Source organism: Arthrobacter sp. PAMC25564 (genome assembly GCF_004798705.1).
GTDB lineage: Bacteria > Actinomycetota > Actinomycetes > Actinomycetales > Micrococcaceae > Arthrobacter.
Window position 1 is genome coordinate 699,547 of record NZ_CP039290.1, and the last position, 26,651, is coordinate 726,197.

Annotated in this window: 17 protein-coding genes and 1 pseudogene; 16 read left to right on the plus strand and 2 right to left on the minus strand. The window is 67.6% G+C overall.

The genetic code is table 11. The features are described 5' to 3' along the window. The first annotated feature begins 9 nt into the window (after window positions 1-9). From E5206_RS03215 to E5206_RS03230, 4 genes are read left to right on the plus strand one after another with little or no spacing between them, the layout of a single operon-like run. The gene (locus E5206_RS03215) at window positions 10-1,539 is read left to right on the plus strand and encodes a CCA tRNA nucleotidyltransferase (protein WP_136321231.1); all 1,530 of its coding nucleotides are present in this window, start codon (window positions 10-12) and stop codon (window positions 1,537-1,539) included. Next, window positions 1,540-2,124, plus strand: a complete 585-nt coding sequence (locus tag E5206_RS03220) for a histidine phosphatase family protein (protein WP_205759993.1) — start codon at window positions 1,540-1,542, stop codon at window positions 2,122-2,124. Between the two features lie 60 nt (window positions 2,125-2,184). Then, window positions 2,185-3,654: a glycosyltransferase 87 family protein gene (locus E5206_RS03225; protein WP_136321232.1), complete on the plus strand. Its 1,470-nt coding sequence runs from the start codon at window positions 2,185-2,187 to the stop codon at window positions 3,652-3,654. Beyond that, the gene (locus E5206_RS03230; RefSeq protein WP_136321233.1) at window positions 3,647-5,086 is read left to right on the plus strand and encodes an NAD(P)/FAD-dependent oxidoreductase; all 1,440 of its coding nucleotides are present in this window, start codon (window positions 3,647-3,649) and stop codon (window positions 5,084-5,086) included. The genes E5206_RS03225 and E5206_RS03230 overlap by 8 nt, the downstream gene beginning before the upstream one ends. A gap of 10 nt (window positions 5,087-5,096) precedes the next feature. On the opposite strand, the gene E5206_RS03235 is transcribed toward E5206_RS03230, so the two are convergent. Both E5206_RS03235 and E5206_RS03240 read right to left on the minus strand, forming a co-directional pair. Continuing rightward, the gene (locus E5206_RS03235) at window positions 5,097-5,798 is read right to left on the minus strand and encodes an ABC transporter ATP-binding protein (protein ID WP_136321234.1); all 702 of its coding nucleotides are present in this window, start codon (window positions 5,796-5,798) and stop codon (window positions 5,097-5,099) included. 45 nt (window positions 5,799-5,843) lie between these two features. After that, window positions 5,844-6,965, minus strand: a complete 1,122-nt coding sequence (locus E5206_RS03240) for an ABC transporter permease (RefSeq protein WP_136321235.1) — start codon at window positions 6,963-6,965, stop codon at window positions 5,844-5,846. 186 nt (window positions 6,966-7,151) lie between these two features. Here E5206_RS03240 and E5206_RS03245 point away from each other — a divergent pair, with 186 nt between their 5' ends. The 12 genes and pseudogenes from E5206_RS03245 to E5206_RS03300 all read left to right on the plus strand — a co-directional run bounded on the left by E5206_RS03245 (window position 7,152) and on the right by E5206_RS03300 (window position 26,561). After that, entirely contained in the window at window positions 7,152-8,495 is a 1,344-nt protein-coding gene (locus E5206_RS03245) for a sensor histidine kinase (protein WP_136321236.1), read from the plus strand. After that, window positions 8,492-9,148: a response regulator transcription factor gene (locus E5206_RS03250; RefSeq protein ID WP_136321237.1), complete on the plus strand. Its 657-nt coding sequence runs from the start codon at window positions 8,492-8,494 to the stop codon at window positions 9,146-9,148. The genes E5206_RS03245 and E5206_RS03250 overlap by 4 nt, the downstream gene beginning before the upstream one ends. A 66-nt stretch (window positions 9,149-9,214) precedes the next feature. Then, window positions 9,215-11,203, plus strand: coding sequence for a penicillin-binding transpeptidase domain-containing protein (locus E5206_RS03255; RefSeq protein ID WP_136321238.1), 1,989 nt, complete (start codon window positions 9,215-9,217; stop codon window positions 11,201-11,203). 51 nt (window positions 11,204-11,254) lie between these two features. After that, window positions 11,255-12,937, plus strand: a complete 1,683-nt coding sequence (locus E5206_RS03260; RefSeq protein ID WP_136321239.1) for an ATP-binding cassette domain-containing protein — start codon at window positions 11,255-11,257, stop codon at window positions 12,935-12,937. A 131-nt stretch (window positions 12,938-13,068) separates the two neighbouring features. After that, window positions 13,069-14,265: an MFS transporter gene (locus E5206_RS03265; protein WP_136321240.1), complete on the plus strand. Its 1,197-nt coding sequence runs from the start codon at window positions 13,069-13,071 to the stop codon at window positions 14,263-14,265. A gap of 54 nt (window positions 14,266-14,319) precedes the next feature. After that, window positions 14,320-15,822 carry a phosphatase PAP2 family protein gene (locus E5206_RS03270; protein WP_136321241.1) on the plus strand — a complete coding sequence of 501 codons (1,503 nt, stop codon included), beginning with the start codon at window positions 14,320-14,322 and terminating at the stop codon, window positions 15,820-15,822. A gap of 145 nt (window positions 15,823-15,967) precedes the next feature. Next, window positions 15,968-16,918: an ATP-binding cassette domain-containing protein gene (locus E5206_RS03275; protein ID WP_136321242.1), complete on the plus strand. Its 951-nt coding sequence runs from the start codon at window positions 15,968-15,970 to the stop codon at window positions 16,916-16,918. Then, window positions 16,915-17,814 carry an ABC transporter permease gene (locus tag E5206_RS03280; RefSeq protein ID WP_240689914.1) on the plus strand — a complete coding sequence of 300 codons (900 nt, stop codon included), beginning with the start codon at window positions 16,915-16,917 and terminating at the stop codon, window positions 17,812-17,814. The genes E5206_RS03275 and E5206_RS03280 overlap by 4 nt, the downstream gene beginning before the upstream one ends. 327 nt (window positions 17,815-18,141) lie before the next feature. Then, window positions 18,142-19,590, plus strand: a complete 1,449-nt coding sequence (locus E5206_RS03285; RefSeq protein ID WP_136321243.1) for an amino acid permease — start codon at window positions 18,142-18,144, stop codon at window positions 19,588-19,590. Window positions 19,591-19,861: 271 nt separating this feature from the next. Beyond that, a pseudogene (locus E5206_RS03290) lies at window positions 19,862-20,185 on the plus strand (3,4-dioxygenase subunit beta); the annotation flags it as partial. Between the two features lie 47 nt (window positions 20,186-20,232). Next, window positions 20,233-21,552 (plus strand): M18 family aminopeptidase, encoded by a 1,320-nt coding sequence (locus E5206_RS03295; protein ID WP_136321244.1) that lies wholly within the window; start codon window positions 20,233-20,235, stop codon window positions 21,550-21,552. 323 nt (window positions 21,553-21,875) lie between these two features. Continuing rightward, the gene (locus tag E5206_RS03300; protein ID WP_136321245.1) at window positions 21,876-26,561 is read left to right on the plus strand and encodes a DUF4082 domain-containing protein; all 4,686 of its coding nucleotides are present in this window, start codon (window positions 21,876-21,878) and stop codon (window positions 26,559-26,561) included. The last annotated feature ends 90 nt before the right edge of the window (window positions 26,562-26,651 follow it).

Genomic DNA, 26,651 nt, shown 5'->3' on the forward strand with positions numbered 1-26,651 from the left:
TAAGAGACTATGGCGCACGCACATCACAAGATCGACTCCCACACCGTTGACTTCCAGGTGGATCCGGTGGTGCTGGAGCTTGGGCAGCGGTTCGTCGAAGCCGGCCATGAACTCTCCCTGGTGGGCGGGCCCGTCCGCGACCTCTTCCTGGGCCGGGCAGCCCTGGACCTGGACTTCACCACGGATGCCACTCCGGACCAGACCGTCGCGCTGATCAGGAAGTGGGCGGACAACTACTGGGAGATCGGGCGCGCCTTCGGGACCATCGGGATGCGCAAGGCCGGGTTCCAGATCGAGATCACCACCTACCGGGCCGACGCCTATGATCCGGAGTCCCGCAAACCGGTGGTGGCGTTCGGGCACTCACTCACCGACGACCTCCTGCGGCGGGATTTCACCATCAACGCCATGGCCCTGCGCCTGCCGTCGCTCGAACTCGTGGACCCCTTCGGCGGCGTCCGGGACCTGCACGCCTCGGTCCTCGCCACGCCGGGAGCGCCCGAAATCTCCTTTTCCGATGACCCGCTGCGGATGATGCGCGCCGCCCGCTTCGCCGCCCAACTGGGTGTGGCGGTCCGGGACGACGTCCGTGAGGCCATGACCCGGATGGCCGAACGGATCACCATCATTTCCGCGGAACGCGTGCGCGATGAACTGGTCAAGCTCATCTGCTCGGCCCATCCGCGGGCGGGGGTGGACCTGCTGGTGGATACCGGGCTGGCCGAGTTTGTGTTGCCTGAAGTGTCCGCCCTGCGCCTCGAGTCCGACGAGCACCACCGCCACAAAGACGTCTACCAGCACTCGCTCCAGGTCCTGGAGCAGGCGGCCGGCCTGGAAACGGAGGCGGACGGCCCGGTTCCGGGCCCGGACTTTGTGCTGCGGTTCGCCGCGCTGATGCACGACGTCGGCAAGCCGGCCACGCGCCGCTTCGAGCCCGGCGGCGCCGTCAGCTTCCGGCACCACGACATGGTGGGCTCCAAGCTGACCGCGAAGCGGATGAAGGCCCTCCGCTTCGACAACGACACCATCAAGGCCACGGCCCGGCTGGTGGAACTGCACATGCGGTTCTACGGCTACGGGGACGCAGGGTGGAGCGATTCCGCCGTCCGGCGTTACGTCACCGACGCCGGGCCCCTGCTGGAGCGACTGCACCGGCTCACCCGCTCGGACGTGACCACCCGCAACCAGCGCAAGGCGGACCGGCTCTCCTTCGCCTATGACGATCTCGAGGCCAGGATCGCGGCCCTGCGTGAGCAGGAATCCCTCGAGGCCGTCCGTCCCGACCTCGACGGCGGGCAGATCATGGTGCTGCTCGGACTCAGGCCGGGCCCCGTCGTGGGCCGGGCCTACAAGTTCCTGCTGGAGGAAAGAATGGAGCACGGCCCGCTCGATCCGGCCGTCGCCGAGGCCAGGCTGCGTCAGTGGTGGGCAGCGCAGCCTGAAGCAGCTTCACCGGCGGGAATGTCTGAGACAGGCACGTCACACGGGGCCGCCACCGTGGCCGCCGGCGTCGAACCTTCCACCACCGAGGAGTCCTAAGTGATTGCACCTTCCAACGGTCCCCGTCCGCAGCTCTGGATCCTGCGGCATGGCGAGACTGAATGGTCCAAGAGCGGGCAGTACACCGGCCTCACCGATCTTCCCCTCACGGTGGAGGGCGAGCAGCAGGCCGTGGAGGCACGCAAGGTGCTGGAAACCGTCGATTTTGACCTCGTGCTGAGCTCTCCCCTCCGCCGGGCGCGGCGGACGGCGGAACTGGCCGGCTATCCCGACGCCCAGCTCGAACCGCTCGCGGTGGAATGGGACTACGGCGACTATGAGGGCATCAGCTCGGACCTGATCCGCAAGGACAATCCGGATTACCTGATCTGGACCCATGGCGTACCAAACGGCGAATCCCTCGACGACGTTGCCGCGCGGGCAGACAAGATTGTGGCCCGGGTGCTCGAATCCGGCCTCGACAACATCCTGATCGTGGCGCACGGCCACTTCTCCCGGATCCTGACCGCCCGGTGGCTCGGACTCGATCCCCACGAGGGCCGCCACTTCATCCTCGGGACCGCGAAAGTCTGCACGCTGGGCTGGGACAAGAAGACGCCTGCGATCGTCCGCTGGGGCCTGTAAACACCACCCGGCCGGGCTTCCTCCGCCGGCAGCCCCGGCCTCACCGGTAAGCTCGAGACCATGCAGGAGACAAAGCCGGCGGAGCACCGCAAACGGGCCCGACTGGTCATTCCGAGCCGCAGCGATCTGTTGCTAAGGAACTTCACCGAACTCATCGGCGGGCCGATGGGCCACCGCTCGGCACCTGGCATCGTCTCGCCGGGCTTCTTCACCGTTGAACGGGTCCTCATCCTGCTCACCATCCTGGCTGCGCTGCTCGGGGTCCTGATCAAGAACTATTGCCGGAGCAACGGCTGGGAATCTCCCGGCCAGTTTTACGCGACGTGCTACTCGGACTTCCCGGAGCTGTTCAGGAACCGGGGACTCGGCGACGGCGTCTTCCCCTTCGTTACGCACGGAAGCTTCTTCGAATACCCCGTCCTGATGGGGTTCATCGCGGGCGCCACCGCACTGCTGGTGCCCGGCGACGGCGCCAGCGCCCCCCGCGTCCTGGCCTACTTTGACATCAATGCCACCCTGATCGCTGCCGTCTGGATCGTCACGGTGGTGGCGACGGCCCGGATGACCCGCCGGCGCCCCTGGGACGCGGCCATGGTGGCGCTGGCCCCCGGCATTGTCCTGGCAGGAACCATTAATTGGGACATGTGGGCCGTCGGGCTGCTTGCCGTCGGCATGTACTTCTTTTCCCGGAACAAACTGGTCCTTGCAGGCATCTTTATCGGCCTGGGGACGGCAACCAAGCTCTACCCGCTGCTGATCCTGGGCGCCATCCTGCTGCTGGCCCTGCGCACCGGCCGCATCCGGGCCCTCGTGGTCACCGCCGGTGCCGCCGTGGTTGCGTGGCTTGCCGTCAACCTCCCCGTTGCCGCGCTCAACCCCGAGGGCTGGAAGTACTTCTACCAGTTCACCGAGGAGCGCCCGGCCGGCTACAGCTCAGCCTGGTTCGCCTACAACCTGGTGGCAGGGCGGCTCGGCTGGACACCGCTGGAGTCCGAAGCCATCAACGCCCTGGCCCTGGACCTGTTCCTCCTGGCCTGCGTCCTGATCGCGGTGCTGGCCCTCACGGCTGCCCGGCGGCCCAGGATCGCGCAGCTGGCCTTCCTGATCGTTGCCGCGTTCATCCTTACCAACAAGGTGTACTCCCCCCAGTTCGTCCTGTGGCTCATTCCGCTGCTTGCCCTCGCCCGGCCCAGATGGCGGGATTTCCTGATCTGGCAGGCCATTGAAGGCCTGCACTGGGCTGCCGTCTGGATGTATCTGGGACAGGTGACCAGCGGCGGCGTCGCCCAGCACAACATCGACATGCCCTACTACGTCCTGGCCGTCGTCTGCCACATGATCGCTATCGGCTACCTCATGGCGCGGGTGGCCTGGGACATCTGGGAGCCGGAGTACGACGTCATCCGCCGCCACGACCTGGACGATCCTCACGGGGGACCGTTCGACCGCGCCCCGGACTGGTTGCGGCTGGACCTCCTGCGGCCGTCGGCGTCGCTGCTGCCCTGGCGGAAGGCCGCGGCCGATGCCTGACGTCGCCGTCGTCGGCTCCGGTCCCAACGGACTGGCCGCGGCCGTGACGATGGCGCGGGCCGGACTCAAGGTGCATGTCTACGAGGCAGCCCCTACACCGGGCGGCGGTCTGCGCACCGCGGAGCTGATGGAGCCGGGGCACTTCCATGACGTATGCTCCGCCGTGCATCCGATGGCTCTGGCGTCGCCCTTTTTCCGGCAGTTCGAACTGTCGCGGCGCATCTCTCTCACCGTGCCGGAGATCTCCTATGGCTCTCCCCTGGTCGGCGGCCGGGCGGCCCTGGCCTACCGCTCGCTTGAGCGGACGGCGGCCGGGCTGGGGCGCGACGGCGGCGCGTACCACCGGCTGATGGCCCCGCTGGTGCGGCGTGTGGAAGGCATCACGGAACTGACCCTGAACCAGTTGCTGCGGGTGCCGCGGGATCCCGTGGCGGCGGCGGTGTTCGGCCTCCGGACGCTGGAACAAGGCACAAGGCTCTGGGATGCGAGGTTCCGGGAGGACCTGGCCCCGGCCTTGCTGACCGGGGCCGCCGCACATGCCGTCGCGCCGCTGCCGGGACTCGCTCCCGCCGGCGCCGGCCTCATGCTGGGGACACTTGCCCACGTAGGCGGCTGGCCGATCCCGCAGGGCGGATCGGCGGCGATAGCCCGGGCCATGGTGGCGGACATCGAAGCGCACGGCGGCGTCGTCGAGACGGGGGCCCGGATCGGCTCCCTGGCCGAATTGCCGCCGGTCCGCGCCACCCTGCTGGACGTGGCCCCACCTGCTCTGCTCCGGCTGGCGGGCGGCAGGTTCCCGGGCCGCTACCGACGGGCGCTTGAAGCGTTCCGGTTCGGAAATGCGGCCTGCAAGGTCGATTTCATTCTCTCCGGTCCGGTGCCATGGTCCGCGCCCGGACTGGCCGACGCCGGAACCGTCCACGTGGGCGGAACGAGGGAAGAAATGGCCGAGGCGGAGAACCTCGTGGCCGCCGGCCGCCACCCGGAGCGGCCCTATGTCCTGGTCTCCCAGCCCTCCCGTTTCGACGCCGGACGCGCCCCGGACGGCCGGCACATCCTTTGGAGCTACTGCCACGTCCCGGCCGGGTCCGGCGTGGACATGGCCGAGGCGGTCATGGCGCAACTGGAGCGCTTCGCCCCGGGATTCCGGGACGTCGTGATCCAGCACCGGACGACGACGGCGGCCGGGCTGGCGGAGTACAACGAAAACTACGTGGGCGGCGACTTCGGTGCCGGCCTGATGGACATCCGGGGCCTGCTGCGGCGGCCCGTGCTGAGCCCGGTGCCGTGGCGGACTCCGCTGCCAGGGGTATACCTGTGCTCCTCCTCGACACCGCCGGGGCCCGGGGTGACCGGCATGCCCGGCTTCCACGCGGCGAAATATGCCCTTGCGGACATATTCAAGCTTCCCGTTCCGGAGCTGGCGCCCTAGCCCTTCGAGGTCAGGACGCAGCCGGACTCAGCATCCGGACGGCGGACAAGCGTCCGTCCCGCATGCTTGCGACCGCGTCCGTCAGCGGGACAAACTCCGTGTCATGCGTGACCATCACCGTCGCGACCTGGAATTCGTCGGTGACCTGGCGCAGCAAACGCACCACCGCTTCACTGCGTTCGTGGTCCAGGGCCGCCGTCGGCTCGTCCACCAACAGCACCGCGGGACTTCCCATCAGCGCCCGGGCAATGTTGACGCGCTGGCGCTGGCCGCCGGAGAGCTGATGCGGCCGCTTGTCCAGGGCCGGCCCGAGGCCCACCAGTTCGAGTAAATCGGCGGCGCGCCTGGCTGCCTTCCGGGCCGGCTTGCGGCGCAGGTGGTCGCCGATCACGAGCTGTTCGACGGCGGTCAGGGAGGGCAGCAGGTTGGGCTGTTGGAAGATGACGCCGATCTTGTCCCGGCGGAGCGAGGTGCGGTCGGCGTCCGAGAGAGCCCCGGCGTCCCTTCCATCGATGACGAGCAGCCCCGCGGTGGGCCTGATCAGGGTGGCGGCTACTGCCAGCAAAGAGGACTTTCCGGAGCCCGAGGGACCCACGAGGGACAGGAACACCCCCGGATCGAGTTTGAGGCTGATCCCATCGAGGGCCTTGAGGGTGCCATCCCCGTCCGGGTATTCGAGCGTGACGTTGACGAGGTTGAGAGCGGTGTTCATTAAGTATGCCTTTCGCAGAATGTTTCAGGGAAGAGCCGGCGGGCGCTAGTTGCCGCCCAGGGCCAGGAGCGGATCGACCCGGGTGATATTCCGGACCGCCAGCGCTGCCCCGGCCAGACCCAGCAGCACGATGCCCGTGATCGGCACAAGCGTGGTCTGCGGGGTAATGAGGAAGGGTGCTGCTTGAGCGGCCAGGAAACCGCCCAGCACACCCATCCCGCCGCCCGCCGCGGCACCGGCGACCAGGACGATCACGGCCTGGACCATGGCGTCCTTGAGGACATAGCCGGAGGAGCCGCCGAGGGCCTTCAGCACCGCGATGTCACGGGTTCGCTGGACCGTCCAGACCGTCAGGAACGCGACGATCACGAGCGCCGAGATCCCGTAGAGGAACGCCTGCATGAGCAACAGGGAGCCGTTCTCGCTCCGGTAGGATCCCAGGGCCTGGAAAGATCCCTCCCGGCTGGCGCTCACCGTACCGGCCGCAGCGTTGGCGGCGTCGGCGTCGGCCGTTGCCCCGGCGTCGTAGGTGACGGCGATAACCGTCGCGGCGGCTTCGCTGCCCGTGATGTGGGCGAGCTTCCGCCACTCGCCCAGCGAGGTCCAGACCACTCCGGTGTGGGAATACCACTGGTCCGGAACCACGGCGGACACGGTCAGTTCGGAGCCGCCGACGGTGGCGCGGCTGCCGGCCCGGAGGTCCAGTTCCTTGGCCACGCCTTCGCCGACCACGACGGTTCCCTCGGCGACCGGTGCGGGGGCGATTCCGCGGGGAGCTGTTTCTTCGGGGCCGAATGGTTCTTCGGTGCCGAAAACGGCAACGTTTGCGGTGCCTGCCGGGACACCACCGGCGCCGATTGCCTGGAAACGGCTCTGGGTGATTCCCAGCAGCTCGGCGCTTGCGACGTCCCCACGTCCTGCCCAGTCCGCGAGCTGCCGTCGGGTGACCTCGGATTCGGTGAACGATGCCTTGGGGCTGCTCCCGGCCGGGGCGCCGAAAACTATCTGGTCAACGGGGAGGGCGGCGATGGCCGACGTCGACTGGTTGCCCAGGCCGGCGGTGAGGCCGGAGAGCAGAACGAGCAGCAGGGTGATGAGCGCGACCACCCCGCCCATCAGGGCGAATCGACCTTTTGCGAAGCGGATATCGCGGATTGCAAGAAACATGATTGTCCTTTTCGGGGGATTGTGTCCGTGTTTCCACTCTCCCGCGGCGCTGCGCCGCTGCCATCGGGCGGGCGGTTGGTCCCCGGGAACGCGATGGATGATCCGGCTGTCAACCAATAGGTTGATAGCCGCGGCGCCGTGCCGTTTTCGGGCGGATTGGCCGCGACCGGGGACTACGCTGAAGCCATGGATGGCAAAGCCGGGAGTGCGGACGTGGAGGTTTCAGGTTCTGCCGTTGAACCGACCGGTGCTGCCGGGATCCTGCGGGTGCTGCGGGTCAGCCTCCACGTCGGTTTCGCGGTGCTGCTGCTGGTGGCGGTGGTCCGGCTGCCCGGGGCCGGAATCCACGGCAACGGACCGCTGACGTTGGCCACGGCCATGATTCTGGCGGCCGTCTACGTGGCGGGCACGGTGCTGGAGAAACGCCATGCCCAGGACCCGTCCCGCTTCGACCCGGCACCGTTCGCCGCATGTTGGCTGGCTGCCGCCTGCCTGCTCTGGCTGCTCCTCATCTGGTCCAGCGCCGACTTCGTGTGGCTGGCCTTCCCGCTCTTCTTCTTGCAGCTGCACGTGCTGCCCCGGCGCCTGGCCCTGCCGGCGATCGTCCTCAGCACGGTGCTGGTGATCGTGGCGCTGTGGTTCCACAATCGCGGAACGGCGGATGCCGCCCTCCAACTGCCGATGGTGCTGGGCCCGGCCTTCGGGGCGGCGTTCGCCGTGGTCACCGGCCTTGCCTACCGGGCGCTCTACCGTGAGGCGGAGCACCAGCGGCGGGCGGCCGAAGAGCTCCGCCGGACCCGCGCCGAACTCGCCCGCAGCCAGCACGACGCCGGCACCCTCGCCGAGCGGGCGCGGCTGGCCCGCGAGATCCACGACACCCTGGCCCAGGGCTTGTCCAGCATTGTCCTGATGGGCCGCTCGGCCGAGAAGGCGCTCGACGACGGGGACACCGTCACCGCGCGGGACAGGCTCCGGACCGTCCAGGAGACGGCCTCCGCCAACCTCGCCGAGGCCCGCAACTTCGTCCGCGGCCTGCAGTCCCCGGCGCTGGAGGAGAGTTCGCTGGTGAACAGCCTGCGCCGGCTCTGCGAAAGGACCGAGACCGAGGCGGCCGCGCACGGCACCGGGCTTCGGTGCCGTTTTGACCTGGAAGGCACGCCGCTGGAGCTCCCCAATCCGTACCGGACCACCCTGCTCCGGGCCGCGCAGGCGAGCCTCGCGAACGTGTGGGTGCACGCGAAGGCGAGTACCGCCGTCGTGACCCTGTCCTTCCTCGGCAGCGAGGTTGCGATGGATATTTACGATGACGGCGTGGGGTTCGATCCCGCCGGTGTGGCCCGGCGGCGCCCGGGCGGTTCGGGCTATGGGCTGAAGTCCCTGCGCGAACGGGTGGCCGCCCTGGCCGGCAGGATGGACATCGAGTCCGCGCCGGGGGAAGGAACGGTGGTGGCCATCCGGCTGCCGCTGGCGCCCGCGGCGGCAGGCACCGGCCACCCGGATGGCCGCCTGGATAAGGAACAACAACAGTGAATGACATCCGCGTGCTGCTGGTCGACGACCACCCCGTGGTCCGGGCCGGGCTGAGGGCGATGCTGAGCGATTTTGAGGGCATTACGGTTGCCGCGGAAGCGGCCGACGGCGGCGCCGCGCTGGCGGCGCTGAACCGGCTCCGCACCCTCGGCGAGCCGGTCGACGTCGTGCTCATGGACCTGCAGATGGGCGCTGGAATGGACGGCGTTACGGCGACCGGCAGGATCAAGGCGGGCGAGGCCGGGCAGCCCGCCCCGCCGGTGCTCATCCTCACCACCTACGATTCCGACGCCGACATCCTTGCCGCGGTGGAAGCCGGCGCCAGCGGGTACATGCTCAAGGACGCGCCGCCCGGGCAGATCCGCCAGGCGGTGCTCTCCGCAGCCGCGGGCCAGACGGCCCTGGCACCGGAGGTGGCCGCCCGGCTGTTGGGCAGGATCCGGAATCCGGAGCCGGTCCTGTCCGGCCGGGAGATCCAGTTGCTGGAACTGCTCGCCAGCGGCCTGGGCAACCGGGCTATCGCGAAGCAGCTGTTCATCTCCGAGGCAACTGTCAAGACCCATCTGGTGCACATTTACGGGAAGCTCGGCGTGGACAACCGCACCGCCGCGGTCTCCGTGGCCACGCGGCGCCGGATTATCCGGCGCCACTGAACGCCGGTTCGGCGGACCGGATGGCATGACAAGCGCATTGTCCGTGGCTCGAGGCATAATGGCGCGGTGGGGAACTCATCGAAACTTTCACTTGCCCTTGTCGGACTCATTCTTGGCGCCTCGCTTGTGGCCTGCGACGACGGCCGCGCCGGCGCGCAGGATGCCGTGAAGCAGCTTGCCGCCGCGGTTGCCGCGCTCGACGTCGGCTCCGTCGCCTTCGAGGGCAACGACTCCGGCGCAGCCAACGACCAGCTCAAACAGGTATTCAAGGCCCTTGAACCGGTTAAGCCATCGGTGCAGGCCGGCGAGCTGAAGCTGGAATCCGGTGTGGCCACCGTCCCGTTGGCCTACAGCTGGAAGATCGGTTCGGATGAGTGGAAGTACACGGTATCCGCCCAGCTCAAGAAGTCCGGCGATAAATGGCTGACCGTGTGGAACCCGGGCATCCTGGTGCCGGACCTGGCGGAGGGGGAGGTGCTCAGCAGCTCCGTCGAGCCCGCGCAACGGGCCGCCATTCTGGGCGCCGGAGATGTACCACTGGTCACCTACCGCCCCGTCGTCAATGTCGGGATCGACAAACCCCAGCTCGGCGGGGCCGACGCGGCGGACTCCGCCACCAAGCTGGCCCAGCTGGTGGGCGTGGATCCCGCCGTGTACGCCGCGCAGGTCGCGGCGGCCGGCCCCGCGGCGTTCGTCAGTGCCATCACGCTGCGCGACGACGGCACCCGGACCATCACGGACGGGCAGATTTCCGCGATTCCCGGCGGCCGGGCCGTCAAGGACATGCTGCCGCTCGCACCCACCCGGACCTTCGCACGCGCCCTGCTGGGCACCGCCGCCGAGGCCAGCGCGGAACAGATCGAAAAGTCCGGCGGTGTCCTCAAAGCCGGCGACACCACTGGGACCGGCGGCCTCCAACAGCAATACGACGCGCAGCTGCGCGGCACCGACGGCATCACGATCCGGGCACAGAAGGCCGGGCTCACGGCCGAAGAAATCAAGGCGGCCTCCCCCGACCCGCGGAGGCTCCTGTTCCGGGTGGACATCAAGGCCGGAACCCCGCTGAAAACCACCCTGGATCCGAAACTCCAGCAGCTGGCCGAGGACGTGCTGGGCAAGGTCGGGCCGGCCTCGGCCATCGTGGCACTGCGCCCCTCGACCGGTGCAGTCCTCGCGGCCGCCTCCGGGCCGGGCAGCAACGGCTACGACACCGCCATGCTGGGCCAGTACGCCCCCGGCTCCATCTTCAAGATCGTGGATTCCCTGGCCATGTTCCGCAACGGGATGACCCCGGATTCCAAGGTCGACTGCCCGGCCACCCTCACCGTGGACGGCCGGACCTTCAAAAACGCCGAAGGCTACCCTGCGACCTCCCTCGGCTCCGTGACCCTGCGCGACGCCTTCGCCCACTCCTGCAACACGGCCTTCATTAACGCCCGCGACGGCGTCAGCCAGGCCCAGCTCGAAGCCGCGGCCACCTCGCTGGGCGTCGCCGCCGAGGCGCCGGCGCTGGGTGCCGGGGCCTTCCTCGGCTCCGTCCCCGGCGCGGCCGAGGGTACCGAGCACGCCGCCTCCATGATCGGCCAGGGCAAGGTGCTCATGTCCCCGCTGGCGGCCGCCATCATGGCAGGCTCGGTCGCGAAGGGATCCCCTGTTTCGGCCCAGCTCGTGCTGAATCCGGACGCCGGTACCGCTCCGGCAGCTCCGGCGGGGGCGGACCCGACGGCGGCGGGCGCCTCGCCGTCGTCCTCCGCCGCTCCCCCCGCCACGGGCTCCGGTACGCCGCTGACCGCCGCAGAAGCCGCCTCGCTGGCCGACATGATGCGCGCCGTGGTGACCTCCGGGCATGCCGGGTTCCTCGCCTCCGTCCCGGGCGCACCCGTGGGGGCCAAGACCGGAACAGCGGAATTCGGCAACGACAACCCGCCCAAGACGCACGCCTGGATCGTGGCCGTGCACGGGGACCTGGCCGTGGCGGTGTTCGTCGAGGACGGCGGGCTCGGCGCCACCACGTCCGGCCCGCTGCTCAAGGAGTTCCTCACCGCCGCCGGCTGAGGACACCGCCGGCGCGGGGTCTGAGGGCGCAACCGTGGGAAGATTGAACGCGTGGCTCATATTGACGTTTCCGGCATCGACTACTACCTCTCCGACGGCACCCAGCTCCTGAACGGGGTGAGCTTCAAGGTCCCGGACGGCACCAAGACGGCGTTGATCGGGCCGAACGGAACCGGCAAGACGACGCTGTTCCGGATCATCTCCGGCGACCTCATCCCGGATGAAGGCGTGATCGGCCGTTCCGGCAACATGGGCATCATGCGCCAGTTCGTCGGCCAGGTCCGGGACGATTCCACGGTCCGTGACCTGCTGGTCTCAGCTGCCCCGCCCGCGCTGGCCGCCGCCGCGCGCGCCGTCGACGAGGCCGAACTTGCGATGATGGAGTTCGACGACGAGCCCACCCAGATGAAATATGCCCAGGCGATCGTGGACTGGGGCGATGCCGGCGGCTACGACGTCGAGACCGTCTGGGACGAGGTCTGCATGGCCGCCCTGGGCCTGCCCTTTGACCGGGCCCAGCACCGCCCGGCGTCGAGCCTCTCCGGCGGCGAGCAGAAGCGCCTGGTGCTCGAGGCGCTCTTCGCCGGCCCCGATGAGCTCCTGCTCCTCGACGAACCGGACAACTACCTGGATGTCCCGGGCAAGCGCTGGCTCGAGGCCAGGCTCAACGAGTCAAAGAAGACGGTGTTCTTCATCAGCCACGACCGCGAGCTGCTCAATAACGCCGCGGGCCGGATCGTCACGCTCGAACCGGGCATCAACGGTGCCGGGGCTTGGGTCCACGGTGGCGGTTTCGGCTCCTACGTGGACGCCCGTGCGGACCGGAACGCCCGCTTCGAGGAGCTGCGCAAGCGCTGGGACGAGGAGCACGTGAAGCTCAAGGAACTCGTCAACATGTACAAGAACAAGGCCGCGTTCCGCTCCGACATGGCCAACCGGTACCACGCCGCGCAGACCCGGCTGGCGAAGTTCCTGGAAGCCGGTCCGCCTGAGGCGCTGCCGATCGAACAGAATGTCCAGATGCGGCTCAAGGGCGGCCGGACCGCCAAGCGGGCCATCGTGGCAGAGAAGCTGGAACTGACCGGCCTGATGAAGCCGTTTTCCACCGAGGTGTGGTTCGGGGACCGCGTCGGCGTCCTGGGCTCCAACGGCTCCGGCAAAAGCCACTTCCTGCGCCTCCTCGCCACCGGCGGCACCGATCCGGAGCGGGAGCACCTGCCCGTGTCCGACATCGACATCGCTGAGGTTCCGCATGAGGGCACGGTGAAACTTGGCGCCCGCATCCGGCCCGGCTTCTTCGCCCAGACGCACGTCCGGCCCGACCTTTTGGGCAAGACGCTGCTGGAGATCCTGCACCGCGGCGACGAACACCGTTCCGGACTGGGCCGCGAGGCCGCGGCCGGCGCCCTGGACGGCTACGGCCTGGCCGGGCAGTCCGAGCAGAAGTACGAGTCGCTCTCCGGCGGCCAGCAGGCCCGCTTCCAGATCCTGCTGCTGCAGCTCTCCGGCGCCACGCTGCTGCTGCTGGACGAGCCCACCGACAACCTGGACCTGCACTCGGCCGAGGCGCTGGAACGGGCGATCGACCACTTCGAGGGCACCGTCCTGGCCGTCACCCACGACCGCTGGTTCGCCCGGACCTTCGACCGTTTCCTGGTCTTCGGCTCCGATGGCAAGGTCTACGAGTCGGAGGAACCCGTCTGGGACGAGAAACGAGTGGAGCGCACCCGCTAGTCCACAACAACGCGGGGTCAGATATCGCCCAAGCCGGGGAGTTTTATGGGCGCGGAGTGACCCCGCGTTGCTGGTGGAGGTGGCACCTGGCAGCGGCAGGCATGTCCGGGGGCTGTCGCTAGAGTGGTGGCATGACAGCGCTCTCCCCGGCAGCCCGCACGGCCCAGCTCAAGGCCGCAGCCGCGGCGACGTTCCTCGTTTTCGGGATCAACGGCCTCGTGTTCGCCAGCTGGGCGGCGCGCATTCCGGCGGTCACCGAGCTTCTGCATGTCACGTCCGGCCAGATGGGGACCCTGCTCTTATGCCTGGCGGCCGGCTCGCTGATCGCCCTTCCCACGGCCGGGTTCGTCGTGGGCCGGATCGGCACCGCCAATACGGTGCGGAGTGCCGGACTCTTTGCTGCGGCGGCCGGTGTCGGCGTGGCGTTGTCCCTGATGGCGGCCTCCGTCCCGGGGACGGCCATTTCGCTGTTCCTCTTCGGGATCGGCATCGGTTTATGGGATGTTTCCCAGAACATTGAAGGGGCCGACGTCGAGCACCGGCTCGGGCGCACCATCATGCCGCAGTTCCATGCGGCCTTCAGCGCCGGCGCCTTTCTGGGCGCCCTGATCGGGGCCGGACTGTCGAACCTCGGCGTCGGACTCCCCGCGCACCTGCTCGTCATCGCCGGCGTCGTGGCCGTGCTGACCATGCTGGCCCCGCGCTACTTCCTGCCCCATATCCCGGCAACCGCCCCGCTGGCCGGGGAAACGGACGAAGCCAGGGGCCGCCCGGCCTGGACCGATGGACGCACCCTGCTGATCGGCGTCGTTGTCCTCGGCGCCACGCTGACCGAAGGCGCCGGCAATGACTGGATCGCGAAGGCCGTCGTCGACGGCCTCGGGGCCTCGCAGTCCACGGGTGCCCTCTTGTTCGCGGCTTTTGTGCTGGCAATGACAGCAACTCGCTTTTTCGGCGGCCGGGCCATCGACGCTTACGGGCGGGTGGCGGTCCTGCGTGCCAGCATGGCCGCGGCCGCTGCAGGGCTGGGGCTCTTTGTGCTGGCCGGCAACATCTGGCTCGCCACGGCCGGTGCCGTCCTGTGGGGCGTCGGCGCCGCCCTCGCCTTCCCGGTGGGCATGTCCGCCGCGGCGGACGATCCCAGGCGTGCGGCTGCCCGGGTGTCCGTCGTTTCCACGATCGGCTACGTCGCGTTCCTCGCCGGGCCGCCGCTGCTCGGCTACCTGGGCGACGCCACCGGAATCAGGCCGGCGCTGCTGGCCATCGGGGTGCCCATCCTGGGGGCGCTGCTGCTCGCCGGCGCCGCGAAGCCCTTGCGGGCCGACTGATACAGCCGCGCGTCTGCCGGCCCTGGAGCGGCTCGCCGGCAGTAATGTGGTCAGATGAAAAGCATGCTGAGGAAAGCGCCGGGCCCCCTGTCGAGATTGGACCGCAAGCTGGTGCGGGCTGTCTCGGCCTTCCCAAGCGGGCGCCACGATGACTTCTTCCGGCAACTGTCGGCGGCCGCGAACAACGGCAGCCTATGGCTGGGCATCGCCTCCGTTCTTGCGCTCTTTCCGGGGAAGACCCGGCGCGCGGCCCTCCATGGCGTCCTGGCACAGGGGGTGGCTTCCGGTGTGACCAATCTGGTGTTCAAGACACTCCTCCCCCGGGCGCGTCCGCTCCCCGAACAGCTGCCCGTTTTCCGTTTCGTCCGTCCGCAGCCCACGAGTTCCTCGATGCCCTCGGGCCATTCCGCCTCGGCTGTCGCCTTCACGCTGGGGGTTGGAATGGTCCGCCCGGCACTGGGTGCGGCGCTGGCTCCCGCGGCGGCGGGCGTCGCCTATTCCCGGGTCCACACCGGGGCGCACTGGCCCTCCGATGTGCTGATCGGATCGGTGATCGGCGCCGGCGCGGCCCTGCTGACGCGGAAATGGTGGCCCGTCCGGCCGCCCTTCCCGGAGACCAGCCGCACCGGCGTGCATGCCCCGGAACTTGCCGACGGGCAGGGATTGGGGATTGCGGTGAACACTCTCGGCGGCTCCTACGCCGACGAGACCGCGGACGCCCTCCGCAAAGTATTCCCGAAGGCGTATATAAAGGAAATTGGTCCGGAGGAGGATGTTGCCACCGAAATCGACGCCGTCGCGTCCCGCCCAGGCGTCGTGGCCCTGGGCGTCTGGGGCGGCGACGGGACGGTCGGCACCGCAGCCGTAACCGCCGTCGAACACTCCCTCCCGCTGCTGGTGCTGCCCGGCGGGACACTGAACCACTTCGCCCGCGACGCCGGGACGCCCACCCTCGCCGCGGCAGTCGAAGCGGCCTCCACGGGCGGGGCCGCCCTGGCGGACGTCGGCCACGTGGCCGTGGAACGCGGCCTTCAGGAGAGCCCCGAGAGACTGGAACTGGCCATGCTCAACACGGCAAGTATCGGCCTCTACCCGAACCTGGTCCGACGGCGGGAACAGCTCCAGCCGGCGCTTGGCAAACCACTTGCGGGCGTCGTGGCGATGTTCCGGACCTTCGCGGCCGGGACGCCCACCTCGCTGATCGTGGACGGGGTGCGGCACAAGGTCTGGATCATGTACGTGGGCCGGGGCCGCTATTATCCCCGGGACCACGCACCCCTGGTGCGTCCGGTGCTGGACGACGGCGTCCTGGACCTGCGGATGATCACCGCCGACGAGCCGTTTTCCCGCTTGCGCCTGCTCTGGGCCGTGCTGACGGGCACCATGGCCACCTCCCGGATCACACACCTCACGGAAACCACCAGCATCCGGGTGGAGCCGGCGGACTCGACCATGGTCCTGGCGGTGGATGGCGAAGTCATGCCGGGGGTCCGCGCCGCCGAATTCTCGGTGAAGCGTGGCGCGCTCAAGTATTACTCGCCACTGCCTGGGAGTTGATCGTCCGCGAGGATTACCCTGATTCAACCCTGAATCATCCCTGAGACCGGCGGAATCCGCCGCCAGCCTCTGTAGCGTGGGGTGTGCACACCGAGTCGTGTCCACGACGCTCCGCACATCCCCTGCTACGCAAAGGAACGCTTCCATGATCGAAGCAAGAGGCCTGACCAAGGTCTACGGCGATAAAACCGCCGTCGCCGGAGTCAACTTCACCGTCGAAGCCGGCCGGGTCACCGGCTTCCTGGGCCCCAACGGTGCCGGCAAATCCACCACCATGCGCATGATCATGGGACTGGACCGTCCGACGTCGGGCTCCGTCACCGTCAACGGTGCCGCGTTCGCCAGGCACACCGCTCCGCTGCGCGACGTCGGTGCGCTGCTGGATGCCAAGGCCGTCCATACCGGCCGTACCGCGTACAACCACTTGCTCGCGATGGCCGCCACGCACAGCATCCCGAAGAAGCGCGTGCACGAAGTCATCGAGATGACCGGACTGGCGGAAGTGGCCAGGAAGAAGGTCAAGGGCTTCTCGCTGGGCATGGGCCAGCGGCTGGGAATCGCCGCGGCGCTGCTGGGCGACCCGCAGACAATCATCCTGGACGAGCCGGTCAACGGCCTCGATCCGGAGGGTGTCGTCTGGGTCCGAAACCTGGCCAAGTATCTGGCCTCTGAGGGGCGCACCGTGTTCCTGTCCAGCCACCTCATGAGCGAAATGGCCGTCACGGCGGACCACCTCATCGTGATCGGCCGCGGCAGGATCATCGCCGACGCCCCGATCGAGGAGATCATCAACGGCAAGGGCCAGAGCCGCACGCGTGTCCGCACCGACCAGCCGGAACGGCTCCTGCAGCTGCTGGCCGGTACCGGCGCTTCGGTGGTGGTCCAGGAGCGCGAGCTCCTCGAAGTCAAGGGGCTGGACCCGCGGCAGATCGCCAGTGCCGCGCTGGACAACCACGTCATGATCTACGAACTCACCCCGCTTCAGGCCAGCCTCGAGGAGGCCTACATGGAACTGACCAAGGATGAGGTCGAATACCACTCGCTGATCACCACGGGCGCTGCCGCTCCCGTCCAGTCCGGAGGCAACCAGGCATGAGCTCCACCACCCTCGAACCCATCCCCTCACACCGCGGCGCGCACACCGGAACCGACGTCAGGCCCCCGTTGTCCGGCAACGGCACAAGCACCGGCGCGGGCCCAAGCTTCCTACGCGTCCTGAATTCCGAATTCATCAAGTTCCGCACCCTGCTGTCCACGCTGATCCTGCTCGGCTCCACGATCGTCGTCATTGTGGGCGTCGGCGCCCTCGCGGCGTGGGGAATCGGCCAGGCACTGCAGGCCTCCGGCGCGAATCCGCAGCGGGCCGCTGCCATGGCAGCCCAAGGGGACATCGCAGCTTCGGCGCCCAGCGCCGGGATCTCCTTCGCGCAACTGATTCTCGGGTCGCTGGCCGTGCTGATCATCAGTTCCGAGTTCACCACGGGCATGGCGCGTTCAACGTTTACGGCCGTGCCGAAGCGGACCCCGGCCTTCCTCGCCAAGCTCCTCGTCGTCGTGGTCGCCGCTTTCCTGGTCACGGCTTTTTCGCTCTGGCTGGCCGGCCTCGTGGCAGCGCCCATCCTCGACCAGTATGGGCACACCCTGGACATCTCCAGCGGCCACTACGTCCGGACGCTGGTGATCAACAGTGTCTACGTTGCCGCCGTTGCCGCCATCGGCATGGCCCTGGGCGCCCTGATCCGTAACTCCGCGGGCGGCATCATGAGCCTCGTCGGGATCTTCTTTGTCCTGCCGATTGCCCTGCAGATTATCCAGGGCGACTTCGTCAAGGAACTCCGCAAGTTCATCCCGGACAGCACCCTGGCGCCCATGACCGCCGCCGACCATGTCGCCGACACCCTGGAGGCGTGGCAGGCCGGTCTGGTCCTCGGCGCCTGGGTTGTCATCCCGGTGCTCTTGGCCGCCGTGCTGCTCAAGAAGCGCGACGTTTAGGGCTGGGCCTCCGCCCTCTGGGCACAGAACATGTTTGATGCAGTGAAGGACGCGCCGGCCCGCCAAGCTGACGCGTCCTTCACTACTTCACCGCCCGGAGTCCTGAAGCAGTGGTTTCAGGCACATGTCATAATTGCCTCTGAGGCAACTTCTATTGCCTTCTTCGCCGCTTTTTGGAGTACCGCACGGTCTTCCGGTGCGTCATTTGTGGAACTGCACAGGACGGACCATCACCGGCCCCGTCTAGGGTGAAACGACCATGTGGCCCGGAACACAACACACCCCGCTGCATCCGGGCCCGCACCATACACGAAGGACGGCGCTTCAATGCACGCTGACCAACAGCTTTCAAAATCCCTGAAACCCAGGCACCTGTCCATGATCGCCATCGCCGGCGTGATCGGCGCCGGACTGTTTGTCGGGTCCGGGGCCGCCATCCAGCAGGCCGGCCCCGGCATCCTGGTCGCCTACGCCGCGGCGGGACTCGTTGTCATCCTGGTCATGCGCATGCTCGGCGAAATGGCTGCCGCGAACCCGGAGACCGGCTCGTTCTCCACCTACGCGGACAAAGCACTCGGCCGCTGGGCGGGATTCAGTATCGGCTGGCTCTACGCCTGGTTCTGGATCATCGTGCTGGGGATCGAGGCTACGGCAGGAGCCGCGATCATGCACCGCTGGGTGCCGGGCATCGACCAGTGGGTCTGGGCGCTCCTCCTGATGGTGCTGCTGACCCTCACCAACCTGGGCTCAGTGAAGTCCTTCGGCGAGTTTGAATTCTGGTTCGCCTCCATCAAGGTGACCGCGATCGCGCTGTTCCTGCTCTTCGGCGTGGCCGCCATCCTCGGCCTCGTCCCCGGAGTTCCCGCCCCGGGCTTGAGCAACCTGATCGACAACGGCGGTTTCATGCCCAACGGCCCCGGCGCGGTGCTGGCCGGCATCCTGGTGGTCGTCTTCTCCTTCTTCGGAGCCGAAATCGCGACTATCGCCGCCGGCGAATCCGAGAACCCGGTCGACGCCGTCAAGAAGGCCGTGAAGTCTACCGTCTGGCGCATCCTGGTCTTCTATATCGGCTCCATCGCCGTTGTGGTCACCCTGCTGCCGTGGAACTCGGCCTCCGTGGCCAAGAGCCCGTATGTCGCCGTGATCGAGCTCTTCGGCATCCCGGGTGCCGGCACCATCATGGACATCGTGGTGCTGACCTCCGTGCTCTCCTGCCTCAATTCCGGCCTCTACACTGCCAGCCGCATGCTGTTCTCGCTTTCCCGCCGCGGCGACGCCCCGCGCTCCTGGATGCGCATCTCCAAGCGGGGGGTCCCCGCCGCCGCCGTGCTGGCCTCGACCGTGGTCGGCTTCGTCACCGTCGGCCTGAACTACATCGCGCCGGACACGGTCTTCCTGTTCCTGGTCAACACCTCGGGAGCCATCGCCCTGTTCGTGTGGCTTGTGATCGCAGGCTCCCAGCTGATCCTGCGCCGCCGGATGGGTGCCGCTGCCAAGGACCTCCAGTTGAAGATGTGGCTGTTCCCCTACCTCACCTGGCTGGCCATCATAAGCATCGTCGCCCTGCTGATCGGCATGGTGATCCTCGAAACCACACGGGAGTCGCTCGTGCTCTCACTGGCCCTTGCCGCCGTCGTAGTCGGCATCGGTCTGTGGCGCTACCGCAAGAACGGCGCGAAGGCCTCGCGTCTCTCCAACGCCGATATTCCGGCCGAGTCCACCCTCCAGGACGCCAGCCGCCAAGAGGCCATTGTCGGCGGCGGACCCGCGTCGTAATCCTCTCAACCACCACCGGACATGCCCAGTGCTGGCGCTCAGGGAGTGGACATAGGGGCACCATGCCCACTCCCTGCCGCCGCGAGAGGGCATGTCCGGGGAGGGCAAACCACAGCTCACAGCGGCGGACTGGCTCCGGCATAGCGTGCGGGGGTTCCATAGAGCCATGAACCCATCCCCGCAGCCCCCGCACCCCAACCACGACCGCGGGCTGGAATTCGATCTCTCCACCCTGATCAGCCGCCGTTCCCTGGGCATGTTCCTCGGGGCCGCCAACGGCCAGGTCACCTTCACGACTATCTACCCCGGCGCCTACAGCGGCCGCTGGCCGCACATCCACTTCGAGGTCTTCGAGTCCATGAGCAATGCGACGGCGGCCGGCCAGGTCCTTGCGGTCTCCCAGATCGCGCTGACCGAGGCGGCTTGCAAGGAGCTCTATGCCTCGGCCGGCTATGAATCCAGCGCGCGGAACTTCCCCCGCACCACGCTGAAGTCCAACAACGTGTTCGGCAACGACGGCGGGATCTACCAGCCGGCGACGATGACGGGATCGGTGTCCGCGGGAAACACAGCCGGGCTGAACGTCACCGTCTAGGTCTTGGTGCGCGAAGCCCAGGATCGGGCGGGGATAGACTCGGAGCCATGCCGACACAGAGCCCCGCCGCAGACCACATCCAGGACCTCGGGGCGTACGTCACCGCGTCGCCGTCGAGCTTCCATGCCGTCCATGAGGCCGCCCGCCGGCTGGATGAGGCGGGCTTCACCGGCCTCGATGAGCTGGAGCCGTGGGACGGTGCCGCCCCCAAAAACGGTGCCGGAAAGCACTACGTGATCCGCGACGGCGCCCTGATCGCTTGGGTGGCGCCTGGCAGCGCCGGGCCGGCCAGGGGGTTCAATATCCTGGGAGCGCACACGGATTCGCCTTCCTTTAAACTCAAGCCCAAGCCCACCACCGGCAAGTTCGGCTGGCTCCAGGCTGGCGTCGAGGTCTATGGCGGACCCCTGCTGAACTCGTGGCTGGACCGCGAACTCCAGCTCGCCGGGCGGCTCGTGATGCTGGACGGCACACAGCACCTCACCGCCACCGGGCCGCTGCTGCGCTTCCCCCAGCTGGCCATCCATCTGGACCGCTCCGTGAACGAGGGCCTGGCGCTGGACAAGCAGCAGCACATGAATCCGGTCTTCGGGCTCGGTGACCCCGCGGGTGCGGACCTGCTGGGGCTGCTGGCGGGGCGCGTCCGGGGCGGAGGCGTGGATCCTGCGCAGATCGGCGGCTACGACATCGTCGTCGCGGACACCCAGGCGCCGGCAGTGTTCGGCGCCAAGGGCGAGTTCTTCGCCTCCGGGCGGCTGGACAACCTCTCCGCCACGCACGCCGGTCTGGCGGCGCTGATCGCGCACGCATCAAGACCGCTGCCCGAGGGCGCCCCGATCGCCGTGCTGGCCGCCTTCGACCACGAGGAAATCGGCTCCGCCTCCCGCTCCGGCGCCTGCGGGCCCGTCCTCGAGGACATCCTGGTGCGCATCTCCGACGGCCTGGGCGCCTCGGCGAGCCAGCGGCGGCAGGCGTTCGCGGCGTCGTTCTGTGTCTCGGCGGACGCGGGCCACGCCGTGCACCCCAATTACGCCGAGCGGCATGACCCGGCCAACCGTCCGGCCCTGAACGGCGGACCGCTGCTGAAGATCAATGCCAACCAGCGCTACGCCACGGACGCCGCCGGCGCGGCCCGCTGGGCGCGGCTGTGCAGCGCGGCCGGCATCCCGTACCAGGAATTCGTGTCCAACAACGTGATGCCCTGCGGCTCCACGATCGGCCCGCTGACGGCAACCAGGCTCGGGATCAGGACAGTCGACGTCGGAGTGCCCCTGCTCTCGATGCACTCCGCACGCGAGCTCTGCGGCGTCGAGGACCCATACCGGTTGGCGAAGGTGACCGCGCTGTTCTTCCGTACGGCGGCGTAACAGCAGGTCAGCGGGTGGTTGAGCGGAAGCCTGCAGACCCACATAGATCCTGTGGATACCCACAAAGTTGACTCCAGCCGTCTGGTGGTGCCCCGGGAGCGGCCCTAACGTTCAAAGCGTATGGAAGCCCCGTAGGCAGGTGGTCCAGGTTCCGGACTGCCGCGGAGAGTCACCTCGACGTCTCCACCTGCAGCTGGCTTCAAGACAATTGGATAGCACCAAACAGCGGGACTCCGAGGTATCGGCGTCCTCGTCAGGCCAAGGTGGTGCAGACACCGCGGCCGCGCCCTTGAGTGATCGCGCCCCCGACCATGGAGTCCACCATGAAGTCTGCACATGCCTTCTTGCCCCGCCGGATTGTCCGGCCGACAGTTTCCGCCGTGATTACGGCCCTCCTCGCCGCCACGTTGTCGGTCTTCGCAGTCCCGACGGCGAATGCGGCCGGACCGTGCACTGCCCCGATTGTGAGCAAGGTGGCCTGCGAAAATACCCAGCCGGGTAACCCGGCCTCGGAGTGGCAGGTCACCGGCGCGGGCGACAGCACTATCCAGGGGTATGCGACGTCCATGAGCGTCAATGTCGGCGGCACCGTGAATTTCAAGGTCAAGACGCCGTCCACCTCATACCACATCGATGTGTACCGTCTTGGCTACTACCAGGGGCTGGGCGCCCGTAAGGTCGCTGCCAACGTGCTGCCGAGCGCCGTGCTTCCGCAGTCCCAGCCGGCGTGCGCCACTTTCTCCGCCACCGGGCTGATCGACTGCGGCAACTGGGGCATCTCGGCCACCTGGCAGGTCCCGACTTCGGCCGTCTCTGGAGTTTACCTAGCCCGGCTGGTGCGCAATGACGCGACGGCCGCGAGCGTGATTCCTTTTGTCGTCCGCGACGACGCGGCCCACTCAGACGTCCTGTTCCAGACTTCGGATACCACGTGGCAGGCGTACAACACCTACGGCGGCAACAGCCTCTACTCGTGTACGGTGTCCTGCCCTCCGGGTAACCCGATGGCGTATAAGGCGGCGTTCAAGGTCTCGTACAACAGGCCTTTCAACTCCGCGGCGGACGACCAAGGACGAAGCTGGCTGATGTACGCCGAATATCCGATGATCCGATTCATGGAGGCCAACGGCTACGACGTGAGCTACATGAGCGGCCTGGACGTTGCCACCAAGGCTCCTTTGCTGTTGAACCACAAAGTGTTTACGTCTGTGGGGCACGATGAATACTGGTCCGGGGACCAGCGGGCCAATGTCGAGGCCGCCCGGGACGCCGGCGTGCATCTGGCCTTCTTCAGCGGCAACGAAGCCTTCTGGCGCACCCGCTGGGAAGCCAGTGCCGACGGCACGAACACCCAAGGACGCACCCTGGTGGCCTACAAGGACACCCACTTCAACGCACCCACCGATCCCGTGTCGTGGACCGGGACCTGGCGCGACCCCCGTTTCGGGACCGCCACGGGAGGAGGAAATCCTGAGAACGCCCTGACCGGACAGTTCTTCCTGGTCAACTCCGGTACCACCGATATCACTGTGCCCTCCGGTTTCAGCAAACTGCGGCTGTGGAGAAATACCACGATTGCCGGGCTGGCCTCGGGGGCCACGGCGACTTTGGGAGCGGGGTTGGGCACGCTCGGCTATGAATGGGACAGCGATTCGGACAATGGGTTCAGGCCTGCAGGGTCCTTTAAATTGTCGCAAACGAACAGCACATCGGCGGAGGTCTTCACCGACTACGGATCCAGCACGATGAACGGCCAAGCCGCAACACATAACCTCACGATCTACAAGGCCGCAAGCGGCGCTTTGGTCTTCGGTGCCGGCACCGTGCAGTGGTCCTGGGGACTGGACGGCTTCACGACCGGTAAGGCGGTGGACAAGAATATGCAGCAGGCCACGGTCAATCTCTTCGCCGACATGGGGTCACAGCCGGTGACCATCATCTCTGGCCTGTCCGCTGCCCAGGCCTCAACGGATACTACTCCGCCGACGTCGGCCATCACCTCACCAGCGGGGGGAGCCACCATAACCGATGGCACGGTGGTGACGGTCAGCGGCACCGCTGCCGACACCGGCGGAGTCGTTGCGGGCGTCGAGATTTCGACCGATGGCGGTAAGACGTGGCGTCCTGCCACCGGCACAACAAACTGGACCTTCAGCTGGAACGCGCATGGAAGTCCAACATCCACGTTACGGTCCCGTGCCGTTGACGACAGCGGGAACATCGAATCACCCGCCCCCGGTCTCGTAACGAACATTTCGTGCCCATGCTCACTGGTGGGCGTTCATACCGCACCGGCGGCCCCCGATTCCGGCGATGCCAATGGCGTTGAGGTCGGTGCGAAGTTCTACACGGACGTGGCCGGAACAATCAGCGCCCTACGGTTTTACAAGGCCGCCAAGAACACCGGCACGCACATCGGAAACATCTGGAGCATGTCCGGGCAACGCCTGGCCACCGCCACGTTCAGCGGTGAATCCTCCAGCGGTTGGCAGACCGTCACCCTCTCTCCGGCTCTGGCGGTAACCGCCAACACCATGTACGTGGTCTCGTACTATGCGCCTGCCGGCCACTATTCCCAGGACTCGGGATTCTTCTATAACCACCCCTCCGGACCGCCTGCGGGAAATAACAGTACCGACAGCGCCCCGTTGCATTTCACCCGCAGTCTGCCGGGCACTCCCAACGGTTTCTACCGCTACGGCAGCTCGTCCACCTTCCCCAACCAGATCTACGACGCGGAATACTACTGGGTGGACGCCGTCTTTAGCCCGTCGGCTCCGGCGGCGCCGGCGGTGTCGTCGGTGTCTCCGGTGAATGCGGCGACGGGTGTGGCGGTGTCCGTGAAGCCTGCTGCGACGTTCAATCAGTCGGTGACTGGCTCGTCGGTGGTGTTCACGGTGAAGGACAGCGGCGGTGCTGCGGTGGCGGGGACGGTTGCGTATGATGCGGCGGGCAACACGGCGACGTTTACTCCGGGGAGCGCCCTGGCGTACGGCATCACGTACACGGCGACGGTCAGCGGTGCCACGAACAGCACGGGTCAGGTGATGGCGGCTCCGTATTCGTGGTTGTTCACCACGGCCGCGGCTCCGACGGCGCCGGCTGTGTCGTCGGTGTCTCCGGTGAATGCGGCGACGGGTGTGGCGGTGTCCGTGAAGCCTGCTGCGACGTTCAATCAGTCGGTGACTGGCTCGTCGGTGGTGTTCACGGTGAAGGACAGCGGCGGTGCTGCGGTGGCGGGGACGGTTGCGTATGATGCGGCGGGCAACACGGCGACGTTTACTCCGGGGAGCGCCCTGGCGTACGGCATCACGTACACGGCGACGGTCAGCGGTGCCACGAACAGCACGGGTCAGGTGATGGCGGCTCCGTATTCGTGGTTGTTCACCACGGCCGCGGCTCCGACGGCGCCGGCTGTGTCGTCGGTGTCTCCGGTGAATGCGGCGACGGGTGTGGCGGTGTCCGTGAAGCCTGCTGCGACGTTCAATCAGTCGGTGACTGGCTCGTCGGTGGTGTTCACGGTGAAGGACAGCGGCGGTGCTGCGGTGGCGGGGACGGTTGCGTATGATGCGGCGGGCAACACGGCGACGTTTACTCCGGGGAGCGCCCTGGCGTACGGCATCACGTACACGGCGACGGTCAGCGGTGCCACGAACAGCACGGGTCAGGTGATGGCGGCTCCGTATTCGTGGTTGTTCACCACGGCCGCGGCTCCGGCCGGATGCCCCTGCAGCGTGTTCAGTTCGACTTCGGTGCCGTCCACCGTCACAGTCAACGACTCCAATGCCGTGGAGTTGGGGATGAAGTTCCGTTCCGACGTGGCAGGGACTGTCACGGGTGTCCGGTTCTACAAGGGAAGTAGCAATACCGGGACCCATACGGGCCATTTGTGGTCCGCTTCCGGGACGCTGCTGGCCTCGGTGACGTTCGCGGGTGAGTCCGCCTCGGGCTGGCAGCAGGCCTCCTTCTCGAGCCCGGTGGCCATCACGGCCAACACCACGTACGTGGTTTCGTACCAGGCGCCGAACGGGTTCTATTCCGCCAACGGAGGCTACTTCGGCAGTGCCGCGGACAACGCGCCGCTGCATGGCCTGGCCAGCGGGACCGACGGCCTTAACGGCGTCTACCGGTACGGCTCCACTGCCTTCCCCAGCGACAGCTACAACAACGCCAACTACTGGGTCGACGTCATCTTCGCCACGAATTCGAATGCGGCGCCGGCGGTGTCGTCGGTGTCTCCGGTGAATGCGGCGACGGGTGTGGCGGTGTCCGTGAAGCCTGCTGCGACGTTCAATCAGTCGGTGACTGGCTCGTCGGTGGTGTTCACGGTGAAGGACAGCGGCGGTGCTGCGGTGGCGGGGACGGTTGCGTATGATGCGGCGGGCAACACGGCGACGTTTACTCCGGGGAGCGCCCTGGCGTACGGCATCACGTACACGGCGACGGTCAGCGGTGCCACGAACAGCACGGGTCAGGTGATGGCGGCTCCGTATTCGTGGTTGTTCACCACGGCCGCGGCTCCGGCCGGATGCCCCTGCAGCGTGTTCAGTTCGACTTCGGTGCCGTCCACCGTCACAGTCAACGACTCCAATGCCGTGGAGTTGGGGATGAAGTTCCGTTCCGACGTGGCAGGGACTGTCACGGGTGTCCGGTTCTACAAGGGAAGTAGCAATACCGGGACCCATACGGGCCATTTGTGGTCCGCTTCCGGGACGCTGCTGGCCTCGGTGACGTTCGCGGGTGAGTCCGCCTCGGGCTGGCAGCAGGCCTCCTTCTCGAGCCCGGTGGCCATCACGGCCAACACCACGTACGTGGTTTCGTACCAGGCGCCGAACGGGTTCTATTCCGCCAACGGAGGCTACTTCGGCAGTGCCGCGGACAACGCGCCGCTGCATGGCCTGGCCAGCGGGACCGACGGCCTTAACGGCGTCTACCGGTACGGCTCCACTGCCTTCCCCAGCGACAGCTACAACAACGCCAACTACTGGGTCGACGTCATCTTTAGCTGACAATAGCCGGAGGCCTCGTACATCGAGGGAGTCCGGATGAGAACAGCTCCGAGTCCCCTCATGACCGCGGTTCCCAGGGTCCCTCTGCGA

Coding starts and splice junctions, on each gene's coding strand:
- E5206_RS03270 (WP_136321241.1), top strand. CDS start 14,320: ATGAAAAGCATGCTGAGGAAAGCGCCGGGCCCCCTGTCGAGATTGGAC.
- E5206_RS03235 (WP_136321234.1), bottom strand. CDS start 5,798: ATGAACACCGCTCTCAACCTCGTCAACGTCACGCTCGAATACCCGGAC.
- E5206_RS03300 (WP_136321245.1), top strand. CDS start 21,876: ATGAAGTCTGCACATGCCTTCTTGCCCCGCCGGATTGTCCGGCCGACA.
- E5206_RS03225 (WP_136321232.1), top strand. CDS start 2,185: ATGCAGGAGACAAAGCCGGCGGAGCACCGCAAACGGGCCCGACTGGTC.
- E5206_RS03275 (WP_136321242.1), top strand. CDS start 15,968: ATGATCGAAGCAAGAGGCCTGACCAAGGTCTACGGCGATAAAACCGCC.
- E5206_RS03285 (WP_136321243.1), top strand. CDS start 18,142: ATGCACGCTGACCAACAGCTTTCAAAATCCCTGAAACCCAGGCACCTG.
- E5206_RS03245 (WP_136321236.1), top strand. CDS start 7,152: ATGGATGGCAAAGCCGGGAGTGCGGACGTGGAGGTTTCAGGTTCTGCC.
- E5206_RS03240 (WP_136321235.1), bottom strand. CDS start 6,965: ATGTTTCTTGCAATCCGCGATATCCGCTTCGCAAAAGGTCGATTCGCC.
- E5206_RS03230 (WP_136321233.1), top strand. CDS start 3,647: ATGCCTGACGTCGCCGTCGTCGGCTCCGGTCCCAACGGACTGGCCGCG.
- E5206_RS03265 (WP_136321240.1), top strand. CDS start 13,069: ATGACAGCGCTCTCCCCGGCAGCCCGCACGGCCCAGCTCAAGGCCGCA.
- E5206_RS03280 (WP_240689914.1), top strand. CDS start 16,915: ATGAGCTCCACCACCCTCGAACCCATCCCCTCACACCGCGGCGCGCAC.
- E5206_RS03215 (WP_136321231.1), top strand. CDS start 10: ATGGCGCACGCACATCACAAGATCGACTCCCACACCGTTGACTTCCAG.
- E5206_RS03295 (WP_136321244.1), top strand. CDS start 20,233: ATGCCGACACAGAGCCCCGCCGCAGACCACATCCAGGACCTCGGGGCG.